We start from the raw sequence: 2,086 nt of genomic DNA on the forward strand, positions 1-2,086 counted from the left end.
AAACGTGAGCTCTAGATGAAAAAGCTCTTCGGTAAACACATACTGAGAATGGAAGTTGCACTAGTAGTATTTTCGATACTGTTCGCAGTATTCGACGGTGTATTTATAAAAAAATGCGGCGTGGGCAAAATGTTCACTGATTCGATCGACGCTATCTTCTTCGGCAGCGGCTGGATGCATATGTGGTACATCTATTTACTCTTCGCACTGTATCTTATGCTGCCAATATACAAGATGATCAGTGGAAATGCCACAGCAGCACAGCTTAAATATATCCTGCTCATCTATACGATATTTGCTTCGTTAATACCGTTTATAGAAACAATCGCAGGTAAAAAGCTGCCGTTTTACATATGTGTATATACCGTTTATCCGCTTTACTTCTTCTTAGGTCACGCTCTTCATACGGGAATAATAAAGCTCCCGAAAAGAGCAAGCGGACTCATGCTTGTGATTTGTCTCGGCATAATCGCAATGCTTACTGTACACGCTTACAATAATTCAGAGGCTGCACCCGAAACAAGCGGCAAGATGATAAATCTTCTCGGAGTTTACTCCTTCCCACTGTATGTTGCAGCAGCTGTAGCTTTATTCGGATTTCTCAGAAAGACGAAAAATCAGCCCGTGCCTGTTATTGATAAGATCGCCGCAGAGCTTGATAACTGCTCATTCGGCATCTATCTTCTGCACATGGCAGTACTCAGATATATATTCTTAGTTATGAAGTTCAATCCATTTGAACACGGCGGTACGATATCTACTATTGGTATTTGCCTGCTCACCCTCGTTATCTCTTATCTGATAACAAAGGGGCTGAAATTCATACCGTACGTGAACAAACTCATATAACTCAAAGCTCCCGAAACGGGAGCTTTTAATTATCTCAGAGGTGATAACATGAAAGAAATACCTGTTTCAGAATACAGCCGATTTTTAACACTTGCCCAGGACTCACCTTTTTGCAGAGTCTATCCAATGGCAGTGACGGAGGGCAGACAGAGCGGCTGCATATACACAAACAAAAGCGAAAGCGTTGTACTCATACGTCACAGGGGCAATTTTACTTTTATTTACGGAACTCCCGATGAAAACGATATCCGCGAGATACATGAGCTCATAATATCCGAGCAATTTAAGTTTCTATGTCAGGACAATACACTGGCAGATAAACTCCTGCAATATGGCGGAGTGGAGCTTATCCCACGAGATGAATACTGCTATCCCCATGACAAAGCTCCCGATTTTGATATCCCTGACGGTTATTCCCTGCACAGTATAGATGAGAAGCTCTTCAACAGGCTCACGGGAAGAGTCGTACCCTCGTTTTACTGGAAAGACTACGCTGAATACAGCAAAAGCGGCAGGGGCATATGCATTATGCACGGAAACGAGCCTGCGTCGTGGGCATTTTCGGCTGCTTCAAGCAGCTTGGAATGTGACATCGGTATCGAGACTGCTGAAGCCTATCGCCGCCGCGGAATGGCTTTTATCGCCGCAGCTGCTGCCATAAGGGAGATGCTCCACGAAAAGCGTCCTGCATGGACTTGTCAGCGTTCAAACCTCGGTTCAGCAAGAACAGCCGAAAAACTCGGCTTCATTAAATGCGGCAATTACTTTTTGATACGAAAACCTTTATAAGCTCCCTTTTCGTAACCACTCACCTGCTTTGTGCATATAATAACAGGAAAGGAGTGGTTGAAATGAAAACACCCGAGATGATCGCTATAATAGTTGTTGCTGTTATAGCCGCAGCCGAACTCATATGCCTTTTTATATGCTCAAAACACAGAGGCAAAAGCTATCCCCTTTGCACTGTACTGCCTATTTTTTCTCAAGATAGCGAGCTTTCTGAACGGCTTGACTACCTTTCCACCATAATCGAGGACGGAAGTCTCATAGCTGATACTATCCTGCTCATAGACTATTGCGGAAGTGCCGAGCAATTGCAGCTTTGCAACGAGTTCTGTGACCGCTACCACTCCGCAAAGCTTATATCACCCGATGATATTGAACCATATCTAAAAAAGCCGTATAAAAAATAGGCATCTTTTTTTCTCCGCGCCTGTTGCTATTTTCTGAATTATGT

At 43.7% G+C, this 2,086-nt stretch carries 3 protein-coding genes; all 3 read left to right on the plus strand.

Annotated elements, in window-relative coordinates:
* Positions 1-15: 15 nt before the first annotated feature.
* The 3 genes from QZZ41_RS00425 (at position 16) to QZZ41_RS00435 (ending at position 2,042) form a co-directional block, all read left to right on the plus strand.
* Positions 16-849 (plus strand): acyltransferase, encoded by an 834-nt coding sequence (locus QZZ41_RS00425; RefSeq protein WP_295066645.1) that lies wholly within the window; start codon positions 16-18, stop codon positions 847-849.
* A 48-nt stretch (positions 850-897) separates the two neighbouring features.
* Positions 898-1,638: a GNAT family N-acetyltransferase gene (locus tag QZZ41_RS00430; RefSeq protein ID WP_295066647.1), complete on the plus strand. Its 741-nt coding sequence runs from the start codon at positions 898-900 to the stop codon at positions 1,636-1,638.
* Between the two features lie 62 nt (positions 1,639-1,700).
* Entirely contained in the window at positions 1,701-2,042 is a 342-nt protein-coding gene (locus tag QZZ41_RS00435; protein ID WP_295066649.1) for a hypothetical protein, read from the plus strand.
* Positions 2,043-2,086 lie beyond the last annotated feature (44 nt).

This window comes from Ruminococcus sp., from assembly GCF_016283395.1.

Coding starts and splice junctions, on each gene's coding strand:
- QZZ41_RS00430 (WP_295066647.1), top strand. CDS start 898: ATGAAAGAAATACCTGTTTCAGAATACAGCCGATTTTTAACACTTGCC.
- QZZ41_RS00435 (WP_295066649.1), top strand. CDS start 1,701: ATGAAAACACCCGAGATGATCGCTATAATAGTTGTTGCTGTTATAGCC.
- QZZ41_RS00425 (WP_295066645.1), top strand. CDS start 16: ATGAAAAAGCTCTTCGGTAAACACATACTGAGAATGGAAGTTGCACTA.